The organism is Mycobacterium attenuatum (genome assembly GCF_900566085.1).
Classification (GTDB): Bacteria; Actinomycetota; Actinomycetes; order Mycobacteriales; family Mycobacteriaceae; genus Mycobacterium; species Mycobacterium attenuatum.
This window is the reverse complement of record NZ_UPHT01000088.1, coordinates 1-22,579: the sequence shown is the minus strand read 5'-3', so window position 1 is coordinate 22,579 and position 22,579 is coordinate 1. Positions and strand designations below refer to the sequence as shown.

The window sequence follows — 22,579 nt, the reverse complement described above, 5'->3', positions numbered from 1 at the left end:
AATGGCGGTCCGGAGACGGGTGCCCAGGGTTGGCGACCTGGCCCCGCTGATCCAGTTGAGAAGGCCTCGGTTCGGCGGCACCAAGCGCCGCCTGAACGCCGCGCTGACCATCGAGGATCTGCGCCGTATCGCCAGGCGACGCACCCCCAGGGCGGCATTCGACTACACCGACGGCGCCGCCGAAGATGAGCTGTCAATCCGGCGAGCGCGACAGGCGTTCCGCGACATCGAGTTTCACCCCACCATCCTGCGCGACGTCACCACGGTATGCCCTGGTTGGGACGTGCTCGGAGCGCCGGTGACGCTGCCGTTCGGGATCGCGCCGACCGGGTTCACCCGGTTGATGCAGACCGAGGGCGAGATCGCCGGCGCGCGGGCGGCCGCCGCAGCGGGGATTCCGTTCGCGATGTCCACGTTGGCCACCTGCGCCATAGAGGATCTGGTGACCGCGGTTCCCCAGGGCCGCAAATGGTTTCAGCTGTACATGTGGCGCGACCGGGATCGGTCGATGGCGCTGGTCAAGCGTGCGGCCGCCGCGGGGTTCGACACCATGCTGGTCACTGTCGACGTTCCGGTGGCCGGTGCCCGGCTGCGCGATGTCCGCAACGGCATGACGATTCCACCGGCACTCACGCTGCGCACCGTCCTCGACGCGCTGGGGCACCCGCGCTGGTGGTTCGACCTGTTGACCACCGAACCGCTGGCGTTCGCCTCGCTGGATCGCTGGTCGGGCACCGTCGGCGAGTACCTGAACACCATGTTCGACCCGAGCGTGACGTTCGAGGATCTGGCGTGGATCAAAGCGCAATGGCCGGGCCAGCTCGTCGTCAAAGGGATTCAGACGCTCGACGACGCGCGTGCCGTGGTGGAATGCGGTGCCGACGGCATCGTCTTGTCCAATCACGGTGGCCGGCAACTGGATCGGGCACCGGTGCCGTTTCACCTGTTGCCCTCGGTTGCCCGTGAACTCGGCAAGCACACCGAGATCCTGATGGATACCGGCATCATGTCGGGTGCCGATATCGTCGCGGCGATCGCGCTGGGGGCGCGGTGCACCTTGGTCGGCCGGGCTTATCTCTACGGGTTGATGGCCGGTGGCGAGGCGGGCGTCGCGCGTGCCATCGAGATCCTGGGCAGTGGTGTGATCCGGACCATGCGGCTGCTGGGGGTGACCTGCTTGGCGGAGTTGTCACCGAAGCATGTGACGCAGCTGCAGCATGTGGTGCCGCGTCCGAGTCCCTGACGTGCGGCCCGGCGCGCCGATCACGTGAGCGGGAGCGAGCGGCGCTGACGGCCGACGACGTCACCGTGACCGACGCCGCAAGGTCGCCGGCGACTACACCGGCGAGCCGGGGTGTGCGGCAGTTCGAGCGGCTGCTGGCCAAGGCGCTGCGAAAGGTTGCGACGAGGCTCGCCGAAAACCACGGGCCGGCCGGTCCGGTCACCATCGATGCGCCCGACCTCCGGGACTACCTGGGCCGCCCGCGCTTTTCGCCGAAGTCGGCCGAACGCACGGCGGTGCCCGGCGTCGCGACCGGCCTCGGCGGCGACGTGCTCTACATCGAAGCCGGGGCCGTCGGAGTAACCGGTCCGGGCAAGGCGTCGCTGCAACTGACCGGCCACCTGGGCGAGGTGATGAAGGAATCCGCGCAGATCGCGCTGTCCTATATGCGCTCACACGCTCAGGCGCTGGGGGTGGACCCCGCGGCGCTGGACCGGCGCATCCACATTCACGTACCAGCCGGTGCGGCGCCCAAGGACGGCCCCTCGGCCGGAGTGACGATGGTGACGGCCCTGGTCTCCATGGCCACGGGGCATCGGGTCCGCTTCGACGTCGCCGTGACCGGCGAGGTAACGCTTAGTGGGCGGGCATTGCCGGTCGGCGGGGTCAAGCAGAAGCTGCTGGTCGCCCAGCGCGGCGGCCTGTCAACGGTTTTGATTCTGGCCCGCAATGAACCGATCTCGACGACATCCCTGCGGAAGTGCTTCCCAAGCTCACGATCAAACCGATGACCGGCGTCGCCGATATCGTCAGCCAGGCCCTGCAAACAGCGGCCGTGACGGAAGGCGTCGCCGCCTGACCCGGCGGCGCGGCCATGGGCCGCGCTCACGGACGAGCTGTCTTCGCGGCCGTCGATCCTGCACAATCACATTCATGGGTCAATCGCGAGACGTCAAACGCCAGGTGGTCCACCGCTTTCAACGGCTGGTAGCCAATCCCTTGGGACGGCAGTTGCCGCTGACCATGCTCGAAACCATCGGCCGCAAATCAGGCCAACCGCGCCGCACCGCGGTAGGCGGAAAGGTTATCGGCAACCAGTTCTGGATGGTGTCCGAACACGGCGAACATTCCGATTACGTCTACAACATCAAGGCCAACCCGGCCGTCCGCGTGCGCATCGGCGGCCAGTGGCGTTCCGGGACGGCGCATTTGCTGCCCGATGACGACCCACGGCAACGGCTGCGCGACCTGCCCCGAGTCAACGGTGCGGCCGTGCGCGCAATCGGGACCGATTTGCTGACCATCCGAATCGATCTGGACTGACCGCAGATGGCTTACGACAGCGACCTCGCGGAACGGATCCGCGAGTTGCTGGCGTCGCAGGCCGGCGTCGACGAGAAGCGGATGTTCGGCGGGCTTGCCTTCCTGGTTGAGGGGCATCTGACCGTGGCCGTCAGTGGTCAGGGCGGACTGCTGGTCCGGGTGGCGCCCGACGACACCGACAAGCTGCTCGCTCGCGCCCACGTCAGCCCGATGGTGATGGCCGGCCGGCAGACCCGCGGCTGGTTGCGCGTCGCCGCGGAAGGGGTGAAAACCAAACGGCAGCTTCGCGGTTGGCTCATGCGCAGCCTGACCTGGGTGCACCGCCTGCCGCCGAAATGACCATCGGGTTTGCGCCTGGCGAATGCGGGTACGCCGCCGGTATGGACAAGCCCCAGCGACGGGCGAAACGACTCCTCGAGGTCGCCGGCACCAGCTACGCCGCCGAGGCCGGGATTCGCATCGACGACAAGCCGATGCCGTTGTTTCAGCTATTTGTGCTGTGCATGCTGGCCAGCAAGCCGATCGACGCCAGCATCGCCATGCGCGCCGCGCGCGAACTGTTCAAGGCGGGTCTGCGCACCCCGAAGGCGGTGTTGGCAGCCCCGCGCCAGGCCATGATCGACGCGTTCGGCCGCGCCCACTATGTGCGCTATGACGAGAGCTCGGCGACCCGGCTTACCGATATGGCCCAGCGGGTGCGCGACGAATTCGGTGGCGACCTACGCGAAATCGCGCGCGGCAGCGACCACGACCCGGCGACGGCAAAGCGAATCATCAAGCAGTTCAAAGGGATCGGCGACACCGGCGCCGACATCTACCTGCGTGAGGTGCAGGATGTGTGGACTTGGGCGCGGCCGTACTTCGACGACCGTGCCACCGCCGCGGCCAAGGAACTGGGCCTGCCCACCGATCCGGCAACGCTTTCCGCGCTGGCCGCCGGCGCCAACGCCCGCCTGGCGGCGGCGCTGGTCCGTTCGTCGCTGGACGACGATGTGCGCAGCCAGCTGATCGATTGAGCTGCCGGTGACCGTGCGCATCGGCACTTCGGGGTGGTCCTATCAGCACTGGACGCAGGTGCTGTACCCGCGCGGCCTGCCGGCCGCGCGCCGTCTGACTCGCTACGCCGAGGTCTTCGACACCGTCGAATTGAACGCCAGCTTCTACCGCTGGCCCAAGGAGACGACGTTTGCGGCGTGGCGCGACCTCCTGCCCGGCGGGTTCACCATGTCGGTCAAGGCCCATCGCGGCCTGACCCATTACCGTCGGCTGCTGTCCCCCGAACCATGGATCGAGCGGTTCGAACGTTGTTGGCAGCTCTTGGGGGATCACCACGGCGTGCTGCTGGTGCAGCTGCATCCGGAGCAGCCCCGCGATGACGCGCGGCTGGAATCCTTCCTGGGCAACATGCCGACCGACATTCGGGTTGCCGTCGAGCTGCGGCACCCGTCCTGGAACGACCCGGCGGTATTTGCGGTGCTGGAACGCCAACGGGCCGCGTATGTGGTGATGAGCGGCGTCGGTCTGGCGTGTGTTCCCCGGGCCACCACCGATCTGGTCTACGTGCGCATGCACGGCCCCGACGACGCCGGCAGGTACGCGGGGTCGTATCGGTGCGACGAGTTGCGCCGGTGGGCGAAGCGGATCATCGACTGGGACGCCGAAGGCCGGGACGTGTGGCTGTATTTCAACAATGATCTGGGCGGCCACGCGGTTCGTAATGCGTTGTCGTTGCTGGAACTATTGCGAGCGGTCGGTCCGAGTAGGCTCGGAGTTTGACGGCAGAGGGGAGCAGCGATCATGACCAGCTCAGCCACATTCGTCATCGTCGGCGGCGGTCTTGCCGGGGCTAAGGCAGCCGAAGCCTTGCGCGACAACGACTTCGGCGGTCATGTCATACTTTTCGCCGCAGAGGAGCACCTGCCCTACGAGCGCCCGCCGTTGTCCAAGGAATTCCTGGCTGGCAAAAAGTCGCTCGACGAGTTCACTGTGCACAACTCCGACTGGTATCGCGACCACGACGTGGACCTGCGGCTGGGCGCGCGGGTGTCGTTATTGGATCCGGCCGCACACACCATCGGACTTCCCGATGACACCACCGTGCGCTACGACAAGCTGCTGCTCGCGACCGGATCAGCATCGCGACGCCTGCCGATTCCCGGCGCCGACGCGGTCGGCACGTATTACCTGCGCACGTTCGACGACGCCGCCGCGCTGAATTCCGCGCTGACCGAAGGCTCTTCGCTTGCGGTGGTCGGTGCGGGGTGGATAGGGCTGGAGGTGGCTGCCAGCGCTCGTCAGCGCAATGTCGATGTCACGGTGGTGGAGGCGGCCAAGCAGCCGCTGTCGGCGGCCCTGGGCGAAACCGTCGGCAAGGTGTTTGCCGACCTGCATCGCGACCACGGTGTGGACTTGCGGCTGCAAGCGCAGGTGGCCGAGATCACGACGGAGGCCGACCGGGCCAGTGGGCTCAAGCTTAGCGACGGGTCCGTCATTACCGCCGACGCCGTGCTGGTGGCCGTCGGCGCGAAACCCAACGTCGAGCTGGCCCGACAAGCCGGCTTGGCGATGGCTGACGGTGGTGTCCTGGTCGACGCGTCGCTGCGCACCAGTGATCCCGACATCTACGCGGTCGGTGACATCGCGGCTGCGGTGCACCCGCTGCTGGACTGCCGGATCCGCACCGAGCACTGGGCCAACGCCCTCAAACAGCCCGCGGTGGCGGTCGCCGGAATGCTCGGCGCCCCAACCGAGTACGTTGAACTACCGTACTTCTTCACCGATCAGTACGACCTCGGGATGGAGTACGCGGGCCACGCGACCGACAGTGCGCGGGTGGTGTTGCGAGGCGATGTGTCCGGCCGCGAGTTCGTCGCGTTCTGGCTCGACGACGACAACCGGGTGCTGGCAGGAATGAACGTCAACATCTGGGACGTGCTCGACGATGTCAAGGCCCTGATCCGGTTGAAAGTCCCGGTGGACCCCGACCGGTTGGCTGATCCCGAAACGCCGCTGGCCGACCTGCGGACCGGCTAGTCCGGGGGCTTCCAGGTGCGGTCGATGACGTCGGGCGGCGGCTGAGCTTGCAGCCGTTCCCGCTCGGCGCGTCGCCGTTTGACCCGCAACCGGGCATCGGCCGGCATGGTGACCAGCTCGTCGCAGGTGAGGTAGTACACGTCGTCGACCGTGTCGATCAGGTCCGCCGCAACCCGCCGTGACCCCAACTCGCGCAGGGCCAGCCGGAGTTCATGGGTGAACCGGATGGTGGTGTCATGAGCCAGCTCTCGCGAACTGCGGGCGCTGGCGGCCATCCGCCGGGCGAACGTCGCCGGGGTCGATGGCCCGGGAGGCGCCGAAGCGGCTTCGGCAGCCAGGGTCAACAGCAGCGACGGGTCGTCGCCGAATGTCGGATTGGCCAGCTCCGCTTCTCCCGAGCCACGGTGTCCCAGCTGGGCAACGGCCGCGTCGAGGGCCGCCGCGGCTGACGGCGACAGCGCGCGAATACTGTCGGCGTTGCCTTCGCGGGCCAGGGCGCACAGCGGTGCATCGGCACGCAGGATATCGATCAGGGCAGCACTCACCGCGGGGATGCGACCGCTCTCCATGATCACCCCGATACCGGACACGCTGGATTTCGCGTGGGTGTGCTCCAGCGTTGCGGCGGTGATGCCGGTGTCAATGACCCACAGTGCCGTCAGGATCCAGCCTTGCTGAATCCGGTCCCGCAGCAACCGAATCCGGACTTCCAGGCCGGCGTCCGGCAGTGCGCTCAGCTGCTCGGCATCGAAGCGTTCTGTCGAGGCGGCGGCGATGTAGGCCTGCGTGTCGGCCCGCAGATGACGCAACAAGGACAGCGACCGGGCCGTCACGACCACCTTGGCGGCCGACCCGAGTGCTCCGCTGGCCAACTCGGGTCGCCCCAGCGGCAGCAGGTGCGCGGCCAACGGCTGCTCGCCCAGCGCATGACGGGTGACGGCCTGTTGGTCCCAACCCGGTAGCTGGCTGGCAGCGACAAAATTGGCTGATACGCCGACGTAGGGCCGATGACCGAATACCGCGATGGCCCTGCTCTCCCACTCCTGGGCCACCACGTCACCCAGAGCCAGGATTCGACCCATGGCCCGGCCTGCGGCCCGCAGTCCGCTCAACTGGACGTCAAGCGTCATCGGGGTCAGCGGTCCGGGCAGTGCTTCGGCGAGACCGGTGGCGCTGAATACCGGAAACCGCGGATCGATCCGGTCGTCGAACTCGCCCTCGAGCCCCTCGGGTCCGACAGAGTTCAGGGCGGCGCCGTAACGGGGTAGTGATCGCGGGACCGGCTCGACCGGAAGCGGCAGCTGGCCCGACCCGATAGTCGCGCCCGCGCGGTCCAGCCTGCGGCCAACCAGCCCGCGACCAGTGTCCACGATCGCCTCCGTCGCCTGCCACCCGTACTGAAAGCTCCAATCCTCTTGCGCTGCAGCGGTATCCATCTGTGGAAGCAGATCATCCCAACGGCCGATCCGGTGCGTTCGCAGGCGCGGCTCGGCCGATCGCAGCAGCCGCCACGCGGTGACCACGTTCGCAGCGTCCGGCGTGGCCAGGTCGACGACACCGTTGCGGTCGGTGTTCAGCGCCATTACTAGGAAGCGAACCAGGTCGTCGAGGTGCAGCACCCGCATCGGCTGCGCCGAGACCTTGCCGCGCAGCAAAGTCGCTACCGTCCGGCAGACCATCCAGTCCAGGTGCCGACCGACCGGCGGCGCGATGCGAATGACCAGGCTCGGCGCCCAGCAACCGGTCACCAGGGCCTCAGCCTGCTGGTAGAGCTCGGGCGACCCCGCAGCCTGCGACACGAACAGCAGCCGGGCACCCGCGCGGGCGGCCGCGTTGCTCACATGCGCTAGGCCGTTGAGGCCGGCTGCCCCCGGTGCGGTGGTATCCACCGGGGCGAGATGAATCACCGCGTCCGCTTCGGCGGTTAACTCCAGCAACACCGGGTCACGCAACGACGCACACTCAAAGTCGACGCCGGCATCAAGGGCCGAGTGGCGGTATGGAGCTATGCCGCTGACCGTGTGCCCGGCCGCGATCAGCTGGCGTGCTACCTGGCGACCGATCGCGCCGGCAGCATCGGTAACCAGGACGTGCACCCTGCCCACCTTCCCCAACGTCTTCCCATGACAATAAGCACCCCGGCCCCACTTTCGCGACCAATTGAGTCCGGACCGTGACCGGAAAAGGGCCTCGGGATCCGTCGCGGCCGGTTACCGCAACGTCGCGGTGCCGTCGGCGGCAATCGCAACCTTGGCCCCGGCGATGTCTGCGATGTCGTCGTGCACTGTCGCCGCGGCCGTATCGGTATCGGTGATCACGCCCAAACTTCGTGCTCCCTCGGGCGTGCGCACGGCGACAAAGGTTTTCTCGGGCCGGCCGTCGCGGGTGAATGGTGTGGTCCACGCCTCGACCGTCCCGATTCCCTCCCACTCGACCAAACCCACGGTCGTGGGCTCGCGGTCCACTACCGGCTGAACATCTTCCCAACGAAATTCCGCAGGCGGTTCGGTGCTGTAGACGCCGAAGCTGTGTTTGGTCAGGTACCCGCCGTTTGCGGTGATCAGGCAGCGTCGGCCCGGGTTGGCCACCAACAGTTCGGCCATGGTGGCAATGGAATGGGTGACGTAATTGCTCCACGGGCCGCCGGCGAAGGTCAGACCGCCGGTGACCGTCAGCGGGCGGGCGGGATCGTCGGTCGCCAGGCCGAGTTCGGCCGCGGCAACCTGAACCGCGGAGGGAAAACACGAGTACAGGTCGACATAGTCGACGTCGTCGATGCCCAGGCCGGCAAGCTCGAGCACCCGCGTCCCCCCGATCCGAATGGCTGGAGACCGGTACAGCTCGGCCCGTTCGGCGATCGCGGAGGTGTCGTGGGCATCGGTACCGGCCTGCGGGTAAACCCAGCGCTCGGCGGGGATCTGCAACCGCGCGGCCTGCTCGACCGACGTCAGGATCAGCGCCGCGCCCTGGTCAACCATGTTGTTGGAGTTCATCAGCTTGGTGTAGGGCCAACTGATCATGCGGTTCTGCGGGCCGGGCCGCCAAATCTCCTCGGCGGTCATCGGGGTATGGATCCAGGCGTTGGGATTGTCCACCGCGACGGCGTTGAAGCGCGCCCACAGCTGACCGACCCGCCGCCGGTGATCCGCCATCGACTCGCCGCTGGCGATGCGCAGTGCCTGCTCGAACAGCGGATAGACGTAGGCGGGCCGGTCCAGCTTGATCCTGAGCTCGGCCTCCCCCACCATCGCAACGTCGTCACCGGAGATTTCGGGCAGCGGAACGGATTCGTCCTGTCGGGTCCACACCAACCTCGCGCCCTTGGACTTCAACCCGGTCCTGGTACGCCAGGTCTCGGCGCCGGCAATCAGCACCACCCCGGCGCGCCCGCGCTGGATGTCCAGGCATGCCTGGCTGACCAGCGCCTGCGGCGTGTTGCCGCCGACACTGCCGTAGCTGGTGGTGCAGCTGCCGGCGCCGAGGCGCTGCCCGAGCAACTGTCCGGGGTTTCGGTAGTGCGCCGACAGCATGTGCACCACGCGGATCGAGTCGACGGCCGCCAGCAGCGGAGCGTCAGCGGCTTGCCGGGCCGCCGCGACCATCAGGTCGACCGGTTCGATTGACGGCCCGGCCGGGTCGATCTCGTCGCGATGGTTGACCTGACCGTAGCCGATCAGCACCGGTGTCCTGGGATCTACGGGCATGCCTCGAACCTAGCGCCGGGCTTCGCTGCCCCGCACACCAGCGTCGCGTAGGCGGACCTTAGGTGCCGGCCGCCGCGAACAGCACGCCTTCAGCAATCAGCTGCTCGATGTGCTCAGGGCTCATCCCGAGCAGCTGTTGACAGATCGCTCGAGTGTCCTGACCCGCTTGCGGCGCCGGTCGTTGCGGTGCATGCGGAATGTGACGAAACGGTGCCGGACCAGTTTCCGCCGGCATGGGGCGTGCGATCAACGGATGCACCATGGTGCTGAACAGCTTTCGCTTGACGAGCTGCGGATCCTCAAGCAGGTCCGGCGGACGATTCATCGGGCCCGTCGCGACTCCGGCCGACTGCAGTAGCTGGGCCGCCTGCTCGGGACTGCGGGTATTCGTCCAGGCCGTCAATACCGCTGACAACGCCGCGCGGTTGGCCCGGCGAGCCTCCGCCGTCGCGAAGCGCGGATCCTCGGCCAATCCTGGTGTATCTAATACTAGTGCGGCACAACGCCATTCGTCATCCGAGCAGATGGAGATGACGCACCATTCGTCGTCACCGGCGCACGGGCAGACCGCGTGCATGCTGAGGTCGTCGCCGATTTCGGCGAGGCCGGCGGCCCGTGCGGCTTCCGTTACGAACAGCGTGTCGAGTTGATTGACGACGACTTCGGCCTGAGAGACGTGGACGTGGGCACCGGCTCCGGCTCGATCGCGGTGGATCAGCGCCGCCAGGGCCAGGATCGCGACGACGCGTCCGACCACGTGATCGGGGAAGATGGTCGTCGCATCGTAGAAGGGGTGCCGGGCGCTGTCCTTCGGGGCTTCCTCGGACGTCCACACGCTGGTGACGCCGGTGGTCGCGCGCACCAACGGGCCATAGCCCAGCCGGCGGCTCCACGGGCCCCGGTTGCCGAACGCGCTGCTGCCGGCGAGCACGATCCCGGGATTGAGGCCACGCAGCTTGTCGTAGTTGAAACCCAGTGAGGTCAGCGTTCCCGGCTTGAAGTTGGCAAAGACGGCGTCGGCCTCGGCCACCAGGTGACCGAAGACGCGCTTACCTTCGCTGCTGCGCAGGTCCACACCGAATGCGCGGTGATTGCGGTGGGTCCAGGCGAAGGACTCGCTCATCGCATCGCCGGCGCGGGCCTGGCGCAGCCCGTCGGGGTAGTCGGCACTTTCGACCTTGATGACCTCGGCCCCCAGGTCGCTGAACAAGCGGCTCAACTCGCCGCCGGCGACGATGATGCCGAGATCGAGAATGCGCAGTCCCGCGAACGGATAGCCGCCCACCCGGCCCGCAGGCGGAGGCGGCGGCACCGGGTCGGCCAGCCAGCCCGGTTCGTGCTGGCCGGCCGTGGGGGCTGGAGCGCGAAAGCCGGCGCGCTGCTCGTTGACCGCGAAATATCCGGTCGGCACCTGGGCGTGCACACCGGGAACCAGCTCGGCGTCGGTGATTGCACCCACCGCCTGGAAGTGCTCGGACGCCAGGATCCGCGACGGCGTCAAGACCGCCGCGATGGGTACCCCGTGCGCCTGTCCCGCGGCCACCAGCTCTTTCATGGTTTGGCCGGCGAACAGCGCCGCCACCAGCACACCTATTTGGGGCCAGGCGGCAAAGCGGGCGCCGATCACGTCGTACCGAGGATCCTGAAATTCTTGCGGCTCCCCCAGCCAGCGGCGCAGGCCACGCCACTGCCGCGGCGCCATCACGCACAACCGCACGTAGCCGTCCTGGCACGGATAAATCGGGTAGGCGTCCTGGTTCTTGGGGCGTCCGCGCCAGCGGGTGCTGCTGCGGATTCCGGCCGCGACCTGCCCGTGCGCCCCGAACGCCGGGTCCAGCGCCATGACCACCGCGTCAAACCGCGAGAAGTCGATGTAATCCCCTGCACCGCAACGTAACCGGTTGTAATAGGCAACCAGCAGCGCCCAGGCGGCCTGGACCGCGGCCGTCGCCGACGCGATGCCGTCCGGCGGCAACACCGGAGTGCCGGTGGTGGGGCCCGACCGCGACAGCGAGCCCGACATCGCATACAGCACCGGGTCGGTGGCACGCCACGACGACCGTGGCCCCGTCGCGCCAAAGTCGGTGAACGACAGCGCAACCAGCTGCGGATGGCGATCGGCCAGCTCGGCACACGTTGTCCCGTAGGCGGCCGCCGCGCCGGGAAGACCGCTGTCGACCACGATGTCGGCGCTGGCGGTGAGCTCGTCGAAACGTCGGCGGTCCTGCTTGTCGAGCGGGTTCAGCACCGTGCTGCGCTTGTTGGCGTTGTGCACGGCGAACGGGATGCCGGTGCCGGCCAACGTCGGTGGAATGCTGCGGCCTGGGCTGCCGCCGGGCGGCTCCACCTTGAGGACATCGGCACCCAGGTCGGCCAGCAACCGACTGACGGTGTCGGCGCCACCACCGGACAGGTCCAGGACACGCACCGCATCGAGTAACCCGTCGGGCATTGGCACACCGTACCGTCGCTATGCGCACCTCGAGGAGTCGGCGCGACACCGAGTACGAGCCCGCAGCCGTGATCAGACCGGCGAGCGTTGGTAACGCAGCTGTTCGACGGTCGTGGCGCCGAAGACCTCGGTGCGCCGCGTCCCGTCGAACCGCCACCCGTCGCGTTCGTAGAACCGCCGGGCACGCTCATTGCCGTCGAGCACCCACAACGAAGCGCGGCTGAGTCCGACTCGACGCAGCCGATCCCGGGCGGCGGCCATCAGCAAACGGCCGATTCCGCCGCCCATACGCACCGGATCGACGTAGATCGCCATCAGCTCACCGCAATTGGGCATGTCGCGGTCCCAGCACAGGCCGGTGGTAGCCAAACCGCAGATGGCAGAGCCGTCGACGGCCACCACGGTGGCCGGCAGCCGAAGGCCCATGCGGCCGAACGTGTATCTGCCCGCCCACACCTCGGGCCGCAGACCGTCGAGATAGTCCTGATCGATGAGTCCGGGATAGGCCCGCTGCCACGACCGGACGTGCACGCGGGCCACCGCCTCGGCATCCCCCGGGACCGCCGCGCGCACCTGCGTCATGGTTGCAGTATCGGCGCACGCCGTCGGCCCGGGCATCCCGGTGCCCGAGGTCGCGGTTGCGCAGCCCGCGGTCGGGTGGTGTGCTTGACCCAGTGCCCACTTGACACCCGTCAAACCCAGCGAGAGGACGATACATGGCAGACACGGCATCCCTCGGTGTCAAGGTGCGAGGCAAGGTCATCGTCATCACCGGCGGCGCGCGGGGCATCGGATTGGCGACGGCAACCGCACTGCACAAGCTGGGGGCCAAGGTTGCCATCGGCGATATCGACGAGGCCAAGGTCAAGGAGTCGGGGGCGGACCTGGGCCTGGATGTCTACGGCAAACTCGATGTCGCCGACCGGGATTCCTTTTCGGACTTTCTCGACCAGGTGCAGCGCCAACTCGGCCCGATCGACGTGCTGGTCAACAACGCGGGCATCATGCCCGTGGGCCGCATCATCGACGAGCCGGACCTGGTGACCCGGCGCATTCTGGACATCAACGTCTACGGGGTCATTCTGGGCAGCAAGCTGGCGGTTGAGCGGATGGTTCCGCGCGGGCGCGGACATGTCATCAACGTCGCCTCGCTGGCCGGGGAGCTCTATGCGGCGGGGCTGGCCACCTACTGCGCTAGTAAACACGCGGTGGTCGCGTTCACCGATTCGGCCAGACTCGAATACCGCTCGTCCGGCGTGAAGTTCTCCATGGTGTCTCCCACATTCGTCAACACCGAACTGACCGCCGGCACCCACGGGGTCAAGGGGTTCAAGAACGCTGAGGCGGCCGACATCGCCGACGCGATCGTGCAGCTGGTGGCCCGCCCCAGGCCGCGGGTGCGGGTCACCAGGGCGGCCGGCGCTATGGTCGCCGCGCAGAAGTTCATGCCCCGGTCCGTGGCCGAGGGACTGAACCGCATGCTGGGCGGCGAACACGTCTTCACCGACGACGTCGACGTCGCCGAGCGCAGCGCCTACGAGGCCCGTGCTCGCGGGCAGGACTGACCGGCTTTAGCTGGTTGTTCACCGAGGCCGCGCACAATCGGCCCGGTGAGCGCTCAAACCCGCACAGCCGCGACCCTTACCGACGACGAACTGGTCCGCATCGACGCGTACTGGCGCGCTGCCAATTACCTGTCGGTCGGCCAGATCTACCTGCTGGACAACCCGCTACTGGCCGAACCGCTCTGCCCCGAGCACGTCAAACCCCGGCTCTTGGGACACTGGGGCACCACGCCGGGACTCAACCTCGTCTACGCCCATCTGAATCGGATCATCCGTGCCCGCGACGCCGAGGTCATCTACGTCACCGGCCCCGGGCACGGCGGCCCAGGCCTGGTCGCCAACGCCTACCTCGAAGGCACCTACAGCGAGGTCTACACCGGCATCGAGGAAAACACCGACGGATTGCGCCGGCTGTTTCGGCAGTTCTCCTTTCCAGGCGGTATTCCCAGCCATGTCGCGGCCCAGACCCCCGGGTCCATCCATGAGGGGGGCGAACTCGGGTACGCGCTGGTGCATGCCTTCGGCGCGGCGTTCGACAACCCCGATTTGGTGGTCGCCTGTGTCATCGGCGACGGCGAAGCCGAAACCGGACCATTGGCCGCCAGCTGGCATTCCAACAAGTTCCTCAACCCCGCGATCGACGGCGCGGTGTTGCCGATCTTGCACCTCAACGGATACAAAATCGCCAATCCGACTGTGCTGGCGCGCATTCCGCATGACGAACTGGAATCGCTGCTGCGCGGTTACGGCTACCGGCCGATCACGGTTACCGGCGATGTTCCGGCCGATGTGCATCAGCAGCTGGCCGGTGCTCTCGATGAGGCATTCGACGACATCGCGGCGATCCAGCACGGCGCCCGCACCGGCTCGACTTCCGGCCGGCCGGTGTGGCCGATGATCGTGCTGCGCACCCCCAAGGGCTGGACCGGTCCGAAGGTGGTCGACGGCAAGAAGGTCGAGGGCACCTGGCGCTCGCATCAGGTTCCGCTCGCCGATACCCACGACAGCGCGCAACGTCGCAGCCAGCTTGACGAGTGGCTGCGCAGCTACCGGCCTGAGGAGTTGTTCGATACCCAGGGCCGGCTGCGGGCGGAGTTGCGGGCGCTGGCGCCCACCGGGGACCGGCGGATGAGCGCCAACCCGCACGCCAACGGCGGGTTGCTGTTGCGCGACCTGGATCTGCCCGACTTCCGCTACTACGCAGTGCCGGTCACGCAGCCCGCCATCGAAACCGAGGAGGCCACCCGCGTACTGGGCCGGTATCTGCGCGATGTGATCCGGCGCAACCCGGATCGGTTCCGGCTGATGGGTCCCGACGAAACCGCGTCGAACCGGCTCGGTGCCGTGTTCGAGGCCACCGGCCGCGCGTGGCTGTCCGAGACGACCGCCGACGACGATCATCTGGCCGCGGACGGCCGGGTGATGGAGGTGCTGTCGGAGCATCTGTGCCAGGGCTGGCTGGAGGGCTATCTGCTGACCGGGCGCCACGGCATGTTCGACTGCTACGAGGCGTTCGTGCACATCGTCGACTCGATGTTCAACCAGCACACGAAATGGCTGTCGACCAGCCGGGAGCTGCCCTGGCGGCGGCCGATCGCGTCGCTGAATTACCTGCTGAGTTCCCATGTTTGGCGCCAGGACCATAACGGCGCATCGCATCAGGACCCCGGCTTCATCGACCTGGTGGCCAACAAGCGTCCCGAGGTGGTACGGGTCTATCTGCCACCGGACGCCAACACCTTGCTGTCGGTCGCCGACCACTGCCTGCGCAGCCGCAATTACGTCAACGTCATCGTCGCCGGCAAGCAACCCGCGCTGACCTACCTGGACATGGACGAGGCCGTCGCGCACTGCACCCGCGGCCTCGGCATCTGGCAATGGGCGAGCACGGCGACCGGTGAGCCTGACGTGGTGCTGGCCTGTGCCGGAGACATCCCGACGCTCGAGACGCTGGCTGCCGCCGACATTTTGCGCCGGGAATTGCCCAAGTTGGGCGTGCGGGTGGTCAACGTCGTCGACATCATGCGGCTGCAACCGGAGTCCGAGCATCCACATGGTTTGCCGGACAAGGATTTTGATGCATTGTTCACGCGCGACAAGCCGGTCATCTTTGCCTACCACGGGTATCCGTGGTTGATCCACCGGCTCGCGTATCGCCGCGCCAATCACCCACGCATTCATGTGCGCGGGTTCAAGGAGCGCGGTACCACCACGACACCGTTCGACATGGTGATGCTCAACGACCTGGATCGCTTCCATCTGGTCATGGACGTCATCGACCGCGTGGATGGGTTGGCCAGCCGAGCCGCCGTGCTGCGCCAGCGCATGGCCGACGCCCGGCTCGCGGCTCGGCAGTACACCCGTGAGCACGGCGCGGACGACCCCCGGATCGCCGGATGGGCCTGGGAGTCGAGCGCGCGGAACGAACGATCACACGTAGTGAGTGACGGGAGCAAGACAACCAATCAGACCTGAGAGTCGAGCCCCGGCTACTCGTGGAAGAGCTCCGGCCGCAGCAGCAGCTGCGGCAATGCATGGGCGAGCCACTTCCGGTAGCGATCCGGTGACCAATCCATGTCAACGGTGAGCATCGAATAAGTTTGCGGCGACATCAGTGTCGCCATCGTGTCGGCGGCTTCCTTCTTGGACAGGCCCCGGCGCAGCGCGGGCCGCCAAAATTTCTCGATCGTCACGGCGCAATCGGACCGGAGCGCGCCGATCAGGCCGGTGCGCAGCTGCTGCAGGGCCGGGTCGGTTGACGACGCCTGCTCCATCACCCGGATCAGTGGCGCCACCCGCTCATTGATGTGGTGGATGAACTGGGCGACGGCGGCAAATTGCCGGATTAGCTGGGGGCCAGCCTCCTCGACAAGGCTCAGGACCCGATCGACCGCCGGGACGTCTTGGTAGTCGCCGACGACGGCGACGTCGATCGCACGGGCCAGCACCCCGGCCTTGGAGCCGAACGTCGCATAGACGGTGGGAGCTGACACCTCGGCCGCCGCGGCGATCTGGTCGATGGACGTGGCGCCGAACCCCTGCTCGACGAACAGGCCGGTCGCCGCTTCGATCACCCTGCGCTGCCGGGCCTCGGCGTCGGCGCGGCGGCGACTGCTGTCGTACTTGCGCCGCAGCCGCGGAGTCGTTGACATCATGACACCCAAGTCCTTATAGTTAACTATATTCAATAAATCCAACTATATTTTAAGTATAGGCCGGAGGTTGCGGTGACAACCAAACTTGACACGCGCACCGCCCTGGACTGGGCCACCATCTGCGACCAGGCGGCCGCATTCGTCACCACGGAGTACGCTTCGCTGGACCGCAACGGCGCGCCGATCACCTGGCCGGTTACGCCCTACCCGGGCGGCGGCGGGCGCAGCCTCGATGTGACTACGGGTCTCAGCTACCCGCTCAAGGCGGAGCGAGCACGACGCAATCCGAAAGTGTCGCTGTCGTTTTCGCAGCCGCTGGGCTCCGGGCTCGTCGACCCGGCAACGTTCGTGATCCAGGGCCTTGCCACTGTCCGTGATGCCGACCTGCGGGCCAATTCGGCCCGCTACCTGCAGGAAGTCGCCGCGCACCTGCCGGAGGCCTTCGACAGCATCCCGACCTTGATGCTGCGCCGAATGGCGTGGTATTGGTCGCGTATCTGGATCGAAGTCACCCCGGTGCGGGTGCTGTGGTGGCGCAGCGGGAATCTTGATCAGCCGCCGCAACTTTGGAAGCCGCAGCACCCGCCGGCCGTGCCGCGGTCGGATCCGGCGCCGATCGGACGCGGCGCCGGATCCTGGACCATCCGGGCAGCGACGGATTGGCGGCTGCGGGTACGCGATGCGCTCGACCGGCTCGGCATGCCGGTATTGACCAGTGTCACACCCGACGGCTGGCCGCTGCCGGTGCGGGTGCGAAACGCCGTGCCGACCCGCGGCGGCTTCCGGATGCGTCCACCCGCCGGCATCGACGTTGTCGACGGGCCGGCCTGTCTGACGTTCCACACCCACGGGCCCGCGTTCGAAAGCCAAGAAAATGCGAGCTTGACGGGGCGCTGCCGCAGGGTCGGTGAGCACATCGAGTTCGAGGCCGAGCGAGCACTCAACGATTTCGTCATTCCGGCCAATCCGCTGCGGCGGGCCATGCAACTGATATCGGCGGGCCGCCGGTTGAAGCGCCGTTTGGACTCCGAGGCGCGCCGGCGCGGGCAACGTGTTCCGCGCTTTGACGAACTCGGCTTCGATAAGAGCAAGCACTAGCTAGCGGGTAATCCGATGAGATCTGTTGCTGCACCCGCGGACACCCGCATGATGGGCATCGTCCACAACGCGTTGCGCCGCGACCTCGCGCGGGCGCAGCTGGCGCTGACTCGGTGGCCCTATCCCGATCCCAGCCAGCGCACGGCTATCGCCGAGCACCTGGGATGGATGACGCAGTTCCTGCACCGCCACCATCGCATCGAGGATGACGGCCTTTATCCCCTGGTGCGCCAACGTGTCCCGCAGGCAGCGGGTATTCTCGACGCGATGGACGCCGACCACCAGACGCTGCTGCCGGCGATCAACCGGCTCACCGACACCGCCCGGCGCTACGTCCAGGACCCTTGTGCCCGAACAGAATTAGTTATCACGCTGGAGCAGCTGGCTGCGGTGCTGCTGCCGCACCTGCAGCGCGAGGAACTCGAGATGATGCCGGTCGTCTCGGCGGCGGTGACAAAGGCAGAGTGGGACGCCATCGAACACGCCCATGCCGTCAAGGCGCTCAAGCCAACCGAGTTGGCCTTAACGGCGTTATGGCTGTGCGATGGAGCCGGTGCTGAGGACCGCGCGGTGGTCCGGTCGCTGGTCCCCAAACCTGTTGCGTGGGCGATCGACAGGTTCACCGCCCGTCGCTACGAGCGCCACGCATGGCACTGCTGGTATCTGGCGCAGCACACGCGGCTGCGCCAGAAATTCACCGGACAAGTCAGCGTGGAGATCCCTGCCTCGCTCGAGGCGGTGTGGCAGCTGGTCGCCGATCCGCTGCGGGTTCCGGAGTGGAGCCACGAATGCCGGCGGGTGCGATTTCTGGACGGTTCGACCTCGGCGGGACCCGACCGGCGATTCCGCGGGACCAATCGCAGCGGCCGCTATCGGTGGTCGCGCAACTGCACGATCTTCAGCTACGACGAGCCCCGCGAGTTCGGCTACATCACCGCCGGCGGTCACGGGGACGCAACCGCCTGGCACTTTCGGCTCGAGCCCACCGCGGCCGGCACCCGGCTCACGCAGGCCTTCCAGGGCGTCGCGATGCCGCTGTGGTTATCGCGATTGGTCGCAGTGCTCATACCCGCACACGACGACCGCACCGATGAGCTGCGTGCCGATCTGGCGCGGCTGGCCGCGCTTGCCCAAGCCGACCGGCTACGCGCTAAGCGACCGGCCGGCGCCCGGAACTGACCGTCCGGTCACACCGCTTGGGTAGCCTGTGCGGGTGGCACATGTCTTGTCGGTCAACGTGGCTCGTGGGCGGACAAACCCTGATCCCCGCGCACTGTCGAAGGTGACGGGTATCGACAAGGCGGCGGTCACCGAGCCGGTCTTGGTCAGAGCACCCGGCCCGATGCACGGTGGTCTCGGCAGCGGGCTTGCCGGCGACGCCATCGGCAATCCGAAATTCCATGGCGGCGACGACCAGGCTGTTTATGCCTACGCACGAGAAGACCTGGACGGGTGGGCATCTCGACTGCAGCGCACCCTACGCAGCGGAATGTTCGGCGAAAATCTGACCACCGTGGGTGTTGACGTCACCGGAGCGCGGATCGGCGAACGATGGCGCATCGGTGCCGACGGCTTGGTGCTGGAAGTGTCCGCGCCCAGGACGCCGTGCCGGACATTTTCGGCGTTTCTCGAACTGAGCCATTGGATCACTACCTTCACCCAAGCCGCGCAACCCGGTGCGTACCTGCGGGTCGTCTCGCCCGGAACGGTCCGCGCCGGTGACGCAATCACCATCGAGGACCGCCCGGACCATGACGTGACCATCGGCCTCGTCTTTCGTGCCCGAATGTCGGAACCCGAGCTGCTGCCGCGGCTGTTGGAGGCAGATGCGCTGTCGGCCGAACTCGTGGCCTACGCGCGCCGCCGGCTTGCATCAAACCAAGGGTGAACCGCGCTGCTCAGAGCTCTCGATAACCACGTCGGCGCTGTTGCGACGATGCTGCCCTGCTTGATCCGGTCGGCGCCGTCAAAGAAAACGGGCGTTGGCCCACGCGCGGGTAGACTCGCCACGATGCGTGACCCAGCTCCGGACCAAGCCGCCGCCAGCGCTCCATGCGACGCGCTGGCCTTGCCGACGCCGAAACTGGAACGGTTGCGGATCCACGTCGATATAGCCGTCGTGGTGCTGGTGCTGGTGCTGACCAACTTGGTCGCGCACTTCACCACGCCGTGGGCCAGCATCGCGACCGTTCCGGCTGCTGCCGTCGGGTTGCTGGTCCTGCTGCGGTGGCGAGGACTGGGCTGGACCGAACTTGGCCTGGGCCGGCAACACTGGCGATCCGGTATGGGATATGCGCTGGTGGCCGTGGCGGTCGTGGTGTCGGTGATCGCGGTCGGCGTGCTGCTGCCGATGACCCGGCCGATGTTTCTGAACAACCGCTATGCGACGGTCTCGGGCGCGCTGATTGCCTCGATGATCGTCATACCGCTGCAAACCGTCATTCCAGAAGAACTCGCGTTTCGCGGTGTCCTGCACGGCGCCCTCAATCGCGCCTGGGGATTTCGCGGCGTCGCGATGGTGGGATCGCTGCTGTTCGGTCTGTGGCATGTCGCCACGTCGTTGGGTCTGACCAGCACTAATGTCGGCTTCACTCGGCTGTTCGGCGGCGGGATCGTGGGGATGCTGGCCGGGGTGACGTTGGCGGTGTTGGCCACCGGCGCGGCCGGCTTCGTGTTCAGCTGGTTACGCCGGCGCAGCGGCAGCCTGATCGCGCCGATCGCACTGCATTGGTCGCTGAACGGGCTGGGCGCACTGGCCGCCGCCGTGGTTTGGCACCTGACGACGTAACCCCGGTAAACCCGGCTAGACCAGCAGCACCGCGGCACCCGCGATGCGGCCGGAGCTGAGGTCGCTCAGCGCACGGTCGGCTTGCCCCAGCGGGTATTCGGGAGTGGTGACGCGGATGTGATGCTGTGCCGCGAAGTCGAGGAACTCGCGCGCATCAGCCCGGGTATTGGAGGTGACCGACCGGATCTGGCGCTCCTGGAATAGGTGCCGCTGGTAGTTCAAGGACGGGATATCGCTCAGGTGAATGCCGGCGATGGCCAAGGTGCCCCCGGGGCCCAGGGCCTCGCATGCGGGCAGCACCAGGTCACCGACCGGCGCGAACAAGATCGCGGCGTCGAGCGGCACCGGTGGCGGGTCGGCGGCACCTTGAACCGAGGCAGCGCCCAGGTCAAGCGCCAGCTGGCGCGCTTCTGCCCCGCGGGTCATCACGTGGACCTCGGCGCCCTGGGCCAGCGCGACCTGAGCGGTGATGTGGGCGCTGCCGCCGAAGCCGTAAAGACCAAGCCGACCACCGGGCGGCAGCTCGGCGCGCAGCAGCGAGCGGTATCCGATGATGCCGGCACACAACAGCGGCGCCAGTTCGCTGTCGCTGTAGCCAGCGGGCAGGTGGTGCGCGAAAGCCGCTGGCACCGTTGCGAATTCGGCATAGCCGCCGTCGGCGTCCCAACCGGTGTAACGCGACTTCGGACACAGATTCTCGTTGCCCCGAAGGCAGTATGTGCACACGCCGCAGGTCTGGCGCAGCCACGCGATACCAACGCGGTCCCCGACGAGGAAGTCATCGCCGGCGTCGGCGCCCACGTCGATGACCTCTCCCACCACCTCGTGACCGGGTGTCACCCGTTCGCGGCGCACCGGAAGGTCGCCCTCGGCGACGTGCAGATCGGTACGGCAAACGCCGCACGCATGCACCGCCACCAGCAGCTCACCCGGCCCCGGTCGCGGCACTTCGGTGGTGACCCGCTCGAGCGGGCTGCTGTCCATGGGACCAGGCCGGCGCACCTGCCAGGCCGTCATCGTCGGGGTGATCGCCGGTGCCGTCATTACCTCATCATGTCGCAATCCGCTACGGCAGCAACGGGTTAGCGGTCGTTACCGCTTCTGCACCATGCCAACCAGCCAGAGCAGGATCACCGAGCCGAGAATCGCGGTGAACAGGGTGAACCACCAGCCGCCGGCTGCGGTGTTGACGAAGAAGCTCAGCAAGAAGCCGCCGATCAGCGCTCCCACGATGCCGATCACGACGTTCATCAAGATGCCGGATCCCGACCCTTTGACGATCTTGCCGGCGATCCAGCCCGCAATTGCGCCGATGATGATGTAGCCGATCCAGCCGACGCTGGTCAATGTCGTTGAACGGGCCAGAAACTCGGTTGCTGCCATGACACCCATCGGGCTCTCTCCTTGTCATCACCGGCTCACCAATGGCCCAACTCGAATGCTGGACCGTGATCTCGGTATACCCGGTTCGTGCGCCGATGGGAATGGTCGCGTTCGCGGCGCTGTTGGTTTCGCGACGGCCGGCTACGCCGGTTGTGTCCGCTGCGGTGTCGGCGAGACGGTGGGCGTCACTCCGGCGGCCGGAGCCTGGACCGGAGCAGGGGCGGGCGCGCCCGGTTGGGTCGCCGGCTCGCCCGGAGCTGGTGCCAGTGCCGGCTCCGGTGGCGGTGATGTCCAGGGACGGATCGACTCGGCAAGAGCTTTGGCCGCGCCCTTGTCGACCGGGTTGTTCGAGGTACCCAGCCAGACCACAAACCAGCGCTGCGGAGGTCCGGCATTGGGCGTACTGCCGGCAGGTGTACCGATCACGCCGGTCCAGATCTGGCCGTTCGGCTTGGACGGATCGCTGAATTTGACTTCGTAGTAGGACGCGCTTCCCGACACCCCATTGGCGTTGAGCGGAACCGTTTCCTGGTTGATTCGGGTGCCCGGGTACGGCATAAAGAACTCACCCATGTCCGAACCCAACCGCACTGCCGCCTTGGGATTGGTGGTTTCGGCACTGGCGTAGAGCCGTTGGTCGAGGCGGCCCAGCACGATACGCGTGTCGTTGGCCACCGGCGGCGCCTGCCCGGGCATGGGTGGCTCCCCGGTTGCCTTGCTGAGCAGCGCCGACCCGTAATCGAGGTGAGAAGCGTCGGACTCGACCCAGCCCGGCGGCAGGATGAAGCTGAACCCGCCGACCGCATTGGTCACCCGCGCGGGTTCGGGTGCGTTCGGGTCGGCAGCGGGTGGGGGC

The 22,579-nt window shown here is 67.3% G+C and carries 20 protein-coding genes and 1 pseudogene; 13 read left to right on the top strand and 8 right to left on the bottom strand.

Going from position 1 to position 22,579, the window contains the following annotated elements; genetic code table 11:
- The first annotated feature begins 1 nt into the window (after window position 1).
- The 7 genes and pseudogenes from EET13_RS14620 (at window position 2) to EET13_RS14590 (ending at window position 5,578) form a co-directional block, all read left to right on the top strand.
- Window positions 2–1,243, top strand: coding sequence for an alpha-hydroxy acid oxidase (locus tag EET13_RS14620; protein WP_122442972.1), 1,242 nt, complete (start codon window positions 2–4; stop codon window positions 1,241–1,243).
- A 23-nt stretch (window positions 1,244–1,266) separates the two neighbouring features.
- Window positions 1,267–2,081, top strand: a pseudogene (locus EET13_RS14615) (S16 family serine protease); the annotation flags it as partial.
- 74 nt (window positions 2,082–2,155) lie between these two features.
- A complete protein-coding gene (locus EET13_RS14610) occupies window positions 2,156–2,545 on the top strand; it encodes a nitroreductase family deazaflavin-dependent oxidoreductase (protein ID WP_122442971.1) in 390 nt (129 codons plus the stop codon).
- Between the two features lie 6 nt (window positions 2,546–2,551).
- Complete coding sequence (locus EET13_RS14605) at window positions 2,552–2,884, top strand: TfoX/Sxy family protein (RefSeq protein WP_122442970.1); 333 nt, start codon at window positions 2,552–2,554, stop codon at window positions 2,882–2,884.
- A gap of 41 nt (window positions 2,885–2,925) precedes the next feature.
- Complete coding sequence (locus EET13_RS14600) at window positions 2,926–3,561, top strand: endonuclease (protein ID WP_122443002.1); 636 nt, start codon at window positions 2,926–2,928, stop codon at window positions 3,559–3,561.
- A 7-nt stretch (window positions 3,562–3,568) separates the two neighbouring features.
- A complete protein-coding gene (locus EET13_RS14595; protein ID WP_122442969.1) occupies window positions 3,569–4,321 on the top strand; it encodes a DUF72 domain-containing protein in 753 nt (250 codons plus the stop codon).
- Between the two features lie 21 nt (window positions 4,322–4,342).
- Entirely contained in the window at window positions 4,343–5,578 is a 1,236-nt protein-coding gene (locus EET13_RS14590; protein ID WP_122442968.1) for an NAD(P)/FAD-dependent oxidoreductase, read from the top strand.
- Here the strand turns inward: EET13_RS14590 and EET13_RS14585 are convergent.
- The 4 genes from EET13_RS14585 to EET13_RS14570 form a co-directional block, all read right to left on the bottom strand.
- Window positions 5,575–7,674, bottom strand: coding sequence for an NAD-dependent epimerase/dehydratase family protein (locus tag EET13_RS14585; RefSeq protein WP_122442967.1), 2,100 nt, complete (start codon window positions 7,672–7,674; stop codon window positions 5,575–5,577). The genes EET13_RS14590 and EET13_RS14585 overlap by 4 nt on opposite strands.
- 114 nt (window positions 7,675–7,788) lie before the next feature.
- On the bottom strand, window positions 7,789–9,282 hold the full coding sequence (locus EET13_RS14580; RefSeq protein WP_122442966.1) for an acetyl-CoA acetyltransferase: 1,494 nt from the start codon (window positions 9,280–9,282) through the stop codon (window positions 7,789–7,791).
- Between the two features lie 58 nt (window positions 9,283–9,340).
- Complete coding sequence (locus EET13_RS14575; protein ID WP_122442965.1) at window positions 9,341–11,734, bottom strand: CoA transferase; 2,394 nt, start codon at window positions 11,732–11,734, stop codon at window positions 9,341–9,343.
- A 72-nt stretch (window positions 11,735–11,806) separates the two neighbouring features.
- Window positions 11,807–12,316 (bottom strand): GNAT family N-acetyltransferase, encoded by a 510-nt coding sequence (locus EET13_RS14570; protein ID WP_122443001.1) that lies wholly within the window; start codon window positions 12,314–12,316, stop codon window positions 11,807–11,809.
- Window positions 12,317–12,450: 134 nt separating this feature from the next.
- Here EET13_RS14570 and EET13_RS14565 point away from each other — a divergent pair, with 134 nt between their 5' ends.
- Together EET13_RS14565 and EET13_RS14560 are read left to right on the top strand one after the other, a co-directional pair.
- Entirely contained in the window at window positions 12,451–13,299 is an 849-nt protein-coding gene (locus tag EET13_RS14565) for an SDR family oxidoreductase (RefSeq protein WP_122442964.1), read from the top strand.
- Window positions 13,300–13,344: 45 nt separating this feature from the next.
- A complete protein-coding gene (locus EET13_RS14560; RefSeq protein WP_122442963.1) occupies window positions 13,345–15,774 on the top strand; it encodes a phosphoketolase family protein in 2,430 nt (809 codons plus the stop codon).
- A 14-nt stretch (window positions 15,775–15,788) separates the two neighbouring features.
- On the opposite strand, the gene EET13_RS14555 is transcribed toward EET13_RS14560, so the two are convergent.
- Window positions 15,789–16,454: a TetR/AcrR family transcriptional regulator gene (locus tag EET13_RS14555; RefSeq protein ID WP_244603910.1), complete on the bottom strand. Its 666-nt coding sequence runs from the start codon at window positions 16,452–16,454 to the stop codon at window positions 15,789–15,791.
- A 72-nt stretch (window positions 16,455–16,526) separates the two neighbouring features.
- Here EET13_RS14555 and EET13_RS14550 point away from each other — a divergent pair, with 72 nt between their 5' ends.
- The 4 genes from EET13_RS14550 (at window position 16,527) to EET13_RS14535 (ending at window position 20,340) form a co-directional block, all read left to right on the top strand.
- A complete protein-coding gene (locus EET13_RS14550) occupies window positions 16,527–17,552 on the top strand; it encodes a pyridoxamine 5'-phosphate oxidase family protein (RefSeq protein WP_122442962.1) in 1,026 nt (341 codons plus the stop codon).
- Between the two features lie 15 nt (window positions 17,553–17,567).
- Window positions 17,568–18,731 carry a hemerythrin domain-containing protein gene (locus tag EET13_RS14545; protein WP_122442961.1) on the top strand — a complete coding sequence of 388 codons (1,164 nt, stop codon included), beginning with the start codon at window positions 17,568–17,570 and terminating at the stop codon, window positions 18,729–18,731.
- A gap of 34 nt (window positions 18,732–18,765) precedes the next feature.
- On the top strand, window positions 18,766–19,440 hold the full coding sequence (locus EET13_RS14540; RefSeq protein ID WP_168990785.1) for an MOSC domain-containing protein: 675 nt from the start codon (window positions 18,766–18,768) through the stop codon (window positions 19,438–19,440).
- Window positions 19,441–19,563: 123 nt separating this feature from the next.
- Complete coding sequence (locus EET13_RS14535) at window positions 19,564–20,340, top strand: CPBP family intramembrane glutamic endopeptidase (RefSeq protein WP_122442959.1); 777 nt, start codon at window positions 19,564–19,566, stop codon at window positions 20,338–20,340.
- Between the two features lie 15 nt (window positions 20,341–20,355).
- Here EET13_RS14535 and EET13_RS14530 read toward each other — a convergent pair whose 3' ends face one another.
- The 3 genes from EET13_RS14530 to EET13_RS14520 form a co-directional block, all read right to left on the bottom strand.
- Complete coding sequence (locus EET13_RS14530) at window positions 20,356–21,384, bottom strand: zinc-binding alcohol dehydrogenase family protein (RefSeq protein ID WP_122442958.1); 1,029 nt, start codon at window positions 21,382–21,384, stop codon at window positions 20,356–20,358.
- Between the two features lie 48 nt (window positions 21,385–21,432).
- Window positions 21,433–21,732, bottom strand: coding sequence for a GlsB/YeaQ/YmgE family stress response membrane protein (locus EET13_RS14525; protein ID WP_122442957.1), 300 nt, complete (start codon window positions 21,730–21,732; stop codon window positions 21,433–21,435).
- Window positions 21,733–21,864: 132 nt separating this feature from the next.
- A partial coding sequence (locus EET13_RS14520) for an alanine and proline-rich secreted protein Apa (protein ID WP_122442956.1) occupies window positions 21,865–22,579 on the bottom strand: 715 nt, incomplete at its 5' end.

What these genes read in the sequence shown, in the direction of transcription:
- EET13_RS14620 (WP_122442972.1), top strand. Translation starts at nt 2, where the DNA reads ATGGCGGTCCGGAGACGGGTGCCCAGGGTTGGCGACCTGGCCCCGCTG.
- EET13_RS14610 (WP_122442971.1), top strand. Translation starts at nt 2,156, where the DNA reads ATGGGTCAATCGCGAGACGTCAAACGCCAGGTGGTCCACCGCTTTCAA.
- EET13_RS14605 (WP_122442970.1), top strand. Translation starts at nt 2,552, where the DNA reads ATGGCTTACGACAGCGACCTCGCGGAACGGATCCGCGAGTTGCTGGCG.
- EET13_RS14600 (WP_122443002.1), top strand. Translation starts at nt 2,926, where the DNA reads ATGGACAAGCCCCAGCGACGGGCGAAACGACTCCTCGAGGTCGCCGGC.
- EET13_RS14590 (WP_122442968.1), top strand. Translation starts at nt 4,343, where the DNA reads ATGACCAGCTCAGCCACATTCGTCATCGTCGGCGGCGGTCTTGCCGGG.
- EET13_RS14580 (WP_122442966.1), bottom strand. Translation starts at nt 9,282, where the DNA reads ATGCCCGTAGATCCCAGGACACCGGTGCTGATCGGCTACGGTCAGGTC.
- EET13_RS14575 (WP_122442965.1), bottom strand. Translation starts at nt 11,734, where the DNA reads ATGCCCGACGGGTTACTCGATGCGGTGCGTGTCCTGGACCTGTCCGGT.
- EET13_RS14570 (WP_122443001.1), bottom strand. Translation starts at nt 12,316, where the DNA reads ATGACGCAGGTGCGCGCGGCGGTCCCGGGGGATGCCGAGGCGGTGGCC.
- EET13_RS14565 (WP_122442964.1), top strand. Translation starts at nt 12,451, where the DNA reads ATGGCAGACACGGCATCCCTCGGTGTCAAGGTGCGAGGCAAGGTCATC.
- EET13_RS14555 (WP_244603910.1), bottom strand. Translation starts at nt 16,454, where the DNA reads ATGATGTCAACGACTCCGCGGCTGCGGCGCAAGTACGACAGCAGTCGC.
- EET13_RS14545 (WP_122442961.1), top strand. Translation starts at nt 17,568, where the DNA reads ATGAGATCTGTTGCTGCACCCGCGGACACCCGCATGATGGGCATCGTC.
- EET13_RS14535 (WP_122442959.1), top strand. Translation starts at nt 19,564, where the DNA reads ATGCGTGACCCAGCTCCGGACCAAGCCGCCGCCAGCGCTCCATGCGAC.
- EET13_RS14530 (WP_122442958.1), bottom strand. Translation starts at nt 21,384, where the DNA reads ATGACGGCACCGGCGATCACCCCGACGATGACGGCCTGGCAGGTGCGC.
- EET13_RS14525 (WP_122442957.1), bottom strand. Translation starts at nt 21,732, where the DNA reads ATGGGTGTCATGGCAGCAACCGAGTTTCTGGCCCGTTCAACGACATTG.